The following is a 5,922-nucleotide window of genomic DNA, read 5'->3' as shown; positions in this document are numbered from 1 at the left end:
TATTGAACAAAGCTAGACAGGGGCACTAATCTGACCCACAGGCTCGAAGCCTAAGGCCTTGAGAACAGCATCACCCCATCCATCGTTGATTCCCGTACTAAAAATCAACTCGGCTAAAGATACAAGGTCTTGAATCTTGAATTCTTTCCCCTCCCAGAACATCAAAGATCAGCGTGTTGAAAAATGCCTTCGCCGCGATTTTTGCTGACATCATCCCAGCGGAAGATGTGGCCGTTCATCACCACAAAGACACCGGCACCGAGTAGCTGCACAGCGGTGACTGCACAGCCGAGATTGAAGTTCGCATCGGAGTTGCTGATCGAATAGGGGATCATCGCCCCGACCAGCACGACCGTTTTGTTCTCCAGCTTCGGCCCCAACACGCGTGCGGTATCAACCATCGTGTCGGTGCCATGGGAGATGATGATCTTGGACTCTTCACAAGCCTCACAACTGGCGAGGATGGCCTGCCGATCCTCATCACCCATCTCCAGGCTATCCTTGAGCATCAGCTGCTCGGTGCTGTACTCCAGCTTGCACCTGCCCCGCTCCAGTATGCCCGGAATAAACGACTCACGGAACTCTAACGCGCCGCTGATCTCATTATAGCGCTTGCAGATCGTTCCACCGGTGATAAAAAATTTCACTTTCAATGCTGCTAACTCCTGTGGGCAGTGGTTCAGGCTTTCATGAATGAAGGGGAGAGTTTAACTATTGTCTGCCCGGAACTTTCTGCGAATTCAAGATGAGCCCATCGATTTCCATTGTTTGAATAGAACAAAAAAAACACCCCGCTGTTAGGCGAGGTGTTTAAAAGAGACTTAGTTACCTTACTTAGGGTAAACGTTAGAAGCCTGTGGGCCTTTCGGTCCATCTTCAACGTCATATTCAACAGCCTGACCTTCAGCCAGAGATTTAAAGCCATCACCCTGAATTGAGGAGAAGTGTACAAACACATCATCTCCACCATCATCCTGAGAGATAAAACCAAAACCTTTAGAATCATTGAACCATTTAACAGTACCTGTAGCCATTTTAAACATCCTTAATAAATAAATTTTTTATGCATAAACTTGCATTTATAAGTGATGATTAAGATCAATCAAGGAAACTTCCAAATCTGTCAAAAAAACACTACAAGCAATGTCCTGCGCAGGGCATTGTATATAACTACGAATATCAGGCCAGACAATTTTTCCTTAGAAGATAATATGGTCAGATACTTTCTTGAACCGAAGCATCCAAATCTTCGTGCCACAGGGTCAGCGGACTGGGGTTACTATGACAAGGTCAGACCTGAGTTATTACGTTGTTTGAATCGATAGTGCCCCCCCCCCGCCCTACCTTAACGGAGCACCTTTATTCAGATGGTTTGATCTCGTTGACGCGGATCTTGCGGCCAGCGAATTCATAGCCGTTAAGTGACCTGAGCGCAGCATATCCTTCGCTCTCATCAGGCATCTCGACAAAGGCAAAACCGCGGCTGCGATTTTTTTCTTTATCGGTGACCACCTCTGCACTGGCAACAGTGCCGAAGGCAGAGAAAAGATCGCGTAACTCTTCATCGTTCGTGTCAAAAGAGATATTTCCAACATTAATTTTCATGTAATTATCCTCAAAATATCTGAACCTGAATCCAGCAGATCATCTATTATTTAATTCTCTCTAAGAAGAGTGCTATCCCCTCTTTAAAGTGTGCAATCATCTTAGCCTCATCAGGATATTTGTGGTTAGAGGTGACATCCACATCACCGGTTTGATAATCAACCACGCCAATAATCCAGTTACCTGCCTGAGCATTTACTTTCAGCTGGATAGAGCTGTCTCTCTTATACTTTTGAGATGTCAGGTAGAGGGCATAAAAATCTTCACTGATTTCATCTACTGTAAATCCAGCGATATAATCTTTTTTCTGTGTTTCCGGCATCTAGTCCTTCTCCATATTCATATGAACCATGATCCACTATCAATAGTCCGGTCTAACATCGTAAGATTTTTAGAAGCTATATATTACGCTTTAAAGTAACCACCCTTAGTCGTTATGAGTGATCGGCAGACAGCGAATCAATGGGTCAGACTACTTCACTTGAGCAGATGATAATCACTCAAGCGGAACCATTTTCGGGAGAAGATAAAACCGGTCACAGGTTCCGGGCAGAGGCTGGTCACCTCTTCGGTCATATTCTTCCTGTAAAAGGCGGTGGTGCTGCCATCTTGCCAGACCGTCTTGTCCATCTTCTCCCTCATCTCAGCAACGTACGCATCCTGAAGCTCTTTCTTCGGCTCAATCGCTTTGATGCTCTTATCCCCTTTCACAGCAGTTATGGCCTGCACGATGTAATCGGTCGCCACCTGCATATAGGAGAGCTGCGAGCTATGACCCGAGCCGGTGTTGGGGCCATTCACCTTAAAGTAGTTGGGGTAACCCGACATGGTAATACCCTTATAAGAGGAGATAGCCGCTGTTTCCCATTCACTATTCAGGTTGCGACCACCGACACCATTCACCTGAAAGGTCAGCGCTTTTTTCATGTTCGAATAGGCATAATAGCCCGTGGCATAAACGATGATATCCAGAGGGATATCCTTGCCCTCTTTCGTTCTGATGCCTGTAGGTGTGATGCAATCGATACCGCTGATATCGACATCGACATTCTCTTTGGCCAGCGCTGGCAGGTAGTTGTTTGACGGGATCACACGCCGACAACCCAACTCGTAATCGGGCATCATATGCTCACGCAGTTTCTCGTCTCTGATGTACTTCTCCAGATGCTTTTGCAGCCTTTTGCGGTAATGGGCTTTCATATACGGCGCAACCCTTGAGATCAGCGGATAGCGGCGGAAAGCTACAAATCGGATATCATAAAAGATGAAAAAGAGCAGGCGGATGATATGACGGATGCCCGGCAGCGTGCGCAGATAGCGTTCAATGGCACTATAGCTGCGATCAGAGCGCGGCAGAATCCACTGCGCTTTGCCCATAAACAGGGTTAAACGGGAAACCCTGTCAGCCATAGCAGGTACAATCTGCGCCCCTGAGCAGCCGGAACCGATCACCGCGACACGTTTGCCCTCGTAATCGACCGAGTGATCCCAGTGACCGGCATGGAACTGCGCCCCTGCAAAACGCTCTGCCCCATCAATCTTAGGTGTATGCGGATTAGCCAGCACACCGCTGGTATCAATGATAAAGCGGGCAGTGTACTTCTCACCCGATTCGGTCTCGACATGCCAGATACTCTCGCCCTCATCATAGGTGAGGCTTGTAACTGTGCAGTTGGTTTTCGCCTTCTTTCTCAGGCCGAACGTCTCGATGATATGGTTGGTATATGCCAGCAGCTCACGCTGCGGGGCAAAGCTCTTTTTGAATGGGAACGGAACAAAGGAGATCGAGTAGAGACCGGTCGGAATATCCACCTCTGCACCCGGATAGGAGTTGATCTGCCAGGTGCCACCCAGTTCAGGACTTCTCTCCAGCAGAATAAAATCATCAAAACCCTTCTTCTGCAGGCGGATCGCTGCCAGCAGCCCTGAAAAGCCGCTGCCGATGATCACGGTCTCAAAATGTTGCGTGTCCTCTGTTGTAACTAATGGCTCTGATGCACTCATATTCAAATTCCTTCAAACCCTCGTGGCATTATTAATTGCGCCGAAAAGAGAAAACCCCCTGCCGATCTGGATAGGATTGGCAGAGGGTTATGATCTGTCGAGCAGCCGGGCAGATTAGCCCTGGCTAGCTTCAAACTCCTGCATAAAGGAAACCAGCGCATCCACGCCCTCTTCCGGCATGGCGTTGTAGATGCTGGCACGCATACCACCGACAGAGCGATGACCTTTCAGAGTCACCAGACCCTTCTCTGCAGCACCAGCGAGGAATGCAGCGTCCAGACCGGCATCAGCCAGCGTGAACGGTACGTTCATCCATGAACGGCCATTGATCGCTACAGGAGAGCCGTAGAAATCGCTGTTATCAATCGCAGCATAGAGTTTGTCGGCCTTGCGTTTATTGACCTGACCCATCGCCTCAAGTCCGCCCTGCTCTTTGATCCACGCAAAGACCAGACCCGCCATATACCAGCTGTAGGTGGCAGGTGTGTTGTACATCGAATCGTTTTCGGCATGGGTGCTGTAGTTAAACATGGTAGGGCAGTTCGCCGATGCCTTGCCCAGCAGATCATCACGGATAATCACAATGGTCAGACCGGCAGGACCGATATTCTTCTGCGCACCGGCATAGATCATGCCGAATTTAGAGACATCAAGTGGACGCGAAAGAATGGTGGAGGACATATCAGCGATCAAAGGCACGCCATTTGTTTCCGGAATATAATCGAACTCAACACCACCGATGGTCTCATTGGGTGTGTAGTGCACATAGGCTGCGTCAGGATTGAGTTTCAGCTCTGCCTGGGTAGGTACAGCCGTAAAACCACCCTCGGAGGTATCAGCAGCGATATTGACTGTGGTGTAACGCTTAGCCTCGGCAATCGCCTTCTTTGACCACATGCCGGTATTGATATAATCGGCACTGGCTTTGTCACCCATAAGATTCAGCGGAATCATGGCGAACTGGGAAGAGGCACCACCCTGCAAAAAGAGCACCTTGTAGTTGTCGGGAATCGCCATCACTTCGCGCAGATCACTCTCCGCCTTGGCCGCGATGGACATATACTCCTTACCGCGATGGCTCATCTCCATAGTGGACATGCCTGAACCGTTCCAATCCAGCATCTCGGCTTGCGCGCGCTCGATCACGGCAGTCGGCAGCATTGCCGGGCCTGCACTGAAATTAAACTTTCTAGTCATGGTTACCTATCCTTTTTCCGGGGGAATTCTTAAGCGCGTGGGAAGATACTCCGGCAAGGAGATTTCCTCAATCCCGGGTTCCCGGATTGACAAGCCCATTCTGGAACCCGGGTCAGTTGAAGAATTGATGATACGCTGTCAACAGCACATCACAGAACTCGGTAAAGCATTAATCAAATCAAGAAAGAGTAAGGGGTGCAAATACGCATCAATAACATCACCTTCACGAGCCCCAGCAGGAACCAGACAATGCTACCTGGATCTCGTCAGTTAAGACGGCACTTCTTCAATCGCGTCCCACTGTTTGTCACATACTCAACAAATACGGAGTACCCTTTCTGTTTCCATTCTGCCAACTTTACAATGTGGCGTGGTGTGTACCAGTAGCTCTCACCACATAATTGAACATTTACCGTCGACCCATCTGAAATGGACGCTCCACGTGGAGGTGTCGGCCCGTGTAATAAACGCAATTCATCAAGCTGCTGTCCATGTACGTTTCGAACGGTAAGACCATAATCACCAATGCCAAGACCATAGGCGTATGTCGCGTTCAGGAGAAACGTGGCGAAAAGAATAATGAGCAATCTCATATCGATATACCTCCATACCAAGCTCAGAATTGTTAGAAAAAAGTATCACTTTTGGTGCAAAAGGTCAAAACAGCCTTTTCGTTTTATCATGGCGAACCTCTTCTTTTTGAAGACAACAACATGATCACACGCACCTATGCCTCAACATATTTGCTATGCCGAAAATGAAAATGAGTTAGCCCCACCCGCAAATCAAGGCGCTTACCTCTGGGACTAAATCAGAACTTCGACCACAGGATAGGTGCGGTGTCATTACTCTGACGAGCTAGCCTCTTCACGGAAACGCTCTAACCATGGGCTACTAAACTCTCGTTCTAAGTAGTGGTAATTTAGCCTGTTCAACCTTCTTCAATTACGGGGACATATTACAGTTTCCCCACTCCATCCCCTGAATCACTACCGATTCTCTAGACACTTCTGAGCTCTTCATAATATCGCCGTTCAAACTCGATTGGCGACAAGTTGCCATTATAACCATGTTGCCTGACTGAATTGTAGAACATTTCGATGTAGTCGAAGATGT

At 48.3% G+C, this 5,922-nt stretch carries 7 protein-coding genes; all 7 read right to left on the bottom strand.

Annotated elements, in window-relative coordinates; genetic code table 11:
- Nucleotides 1-161 precede the first annotated feature (161 nt).
- On the bottom strand, nucleotides 162-653 hold the full coding sequence (locus F3F96_RS12310) for an asparaginase domain-containing protein (RefSeq protein WP_176963578.1): 492 nt from the start codon (nucleotides 651-653) through the stop codon (nucleotides 162-164).
- Nucleotides 654-830: 177 nt separating this feature from the next.
- Nucleotides 831-1,034 (bottom strand): cold-shock protein, encoded by a 204-nt coding sequence (locus tag F3F96_RS12305; RefSeq protein WP_176963577.1) that lies wholly within the window; start codon nucleotides 1,032-1,034, stop codon nucleotides 831-833.
- A gap of 325 nt (nucleotides 1,035-1,359) precedes the next feature.
- Entirely contained in the window at nucleotides 1,360-1,605 is a 246-nt protein-coding gene (locus F3F96_RS12300) for an RNA-binding protein (RefSeq protein ID WP_176963576.1), read from the bottom strand.
- 46 nt (nucleotides 1,606-1,651) lie between these two features.
- A complete protein-coding gene (locus tag F3F96_RS12295; RefSeq protein WP_176963575.1) occupies nucleotides 1,652-1,927 on the bottom strand; it encodes a hypothetical protein in 276 nt (91 codons plus the stop codon).
- 155 nt (nucleotides 1,928-2,082) lie between these two features.
- Nucleotides 2,083-3,609, bottom strand: coding sequence for an NAD(P)/FAD-dependent oxidoreductase (locus F3F96_RS12290; RefSeq protein ID WP_176963574.1), 1,527 nt, complete (start codon nucleotides 3,607-3,609; stop codon nucleotides 2,083-2,085).
- Between the two features lie 114 nt (nucleotides 3,610-3,723).
- On the bottom strand, nucleotides 3,724-4,806 hold the full coding sequence (gene serC / locus F3F96_RS12285) for a 3-phosphoserine/phosphohydroxythreonine transaminase (protein ID WP_176963573.1): 1,083 nt from the start codon (nucleotides 4,804-4,806) through the stop codon (nucleotides 3,724-3,726).
- A 1,000-nt stretch (nucleotides 4,807-5,806) separates the two neighbouring features.
- A partial coding sequence (locus F3F96_RS12280) for an IS3 family transposase (RefSeq protein ID WP_176962213.1) occupies nucleotides 5,807-5,922 on the bottom strand: 116 nt, incomplete at its 5' end.

The sequence above is a fragment of the Mariprofundus sp. NF genome (assembly GCF_013387455.1).
In the GTDB taxonomy this organism is placed as follows: domain Bacteria; phylum Pseudomonadota; class Zetaproteobacteria; order Mariprofundales; family Mariprofundaceae; genus Mariprofundus.
This window is presented reverse-complemented; position numbering and strand designations above follow the sequence as displayed.

What these genes read in the sequence shown, in the direction of transcription:
- F3F96_RS12305 (WP_176963577.1), bottom strand. Translation starts at nt 1,034, where the DNA reads ATGGCTACAGGTACTGTTAAATGGTTCAATGATTCTAAAGGTTTTGGT.
- F3F96_RS12300 (WP_176963576.1), bottom strand. Translation starts at nt 1,605, where the DNA reads ATGAAAATTAATGTTGGAAATATCTCTTTTGACACGAACGATGAAGAG.
- F3F96_RS12295 (WP_176963575.1), bottom strand. Translation starts at nt 1,927, where the DNA reads ATGCCGGAAACACAGAAAAAAGATTATATCGCTGGATTTACAGTAGAT.
- F3F96_RS12290 (WP_176963574.1), bottom strand. Translation starts at nt 3,609, where the DNA reads ATGAGTGCATCAGAGCCATTAGTTACAACAGAGGACACGCAACATTTT.
- serC (WP_176963573.1), bottom strand. Translation starts at nt 4,806, where the DNA reads ATGACTAGAAAGTTTAATTTCAGTGCAGGCCCGGCAATGCTGCCGACT.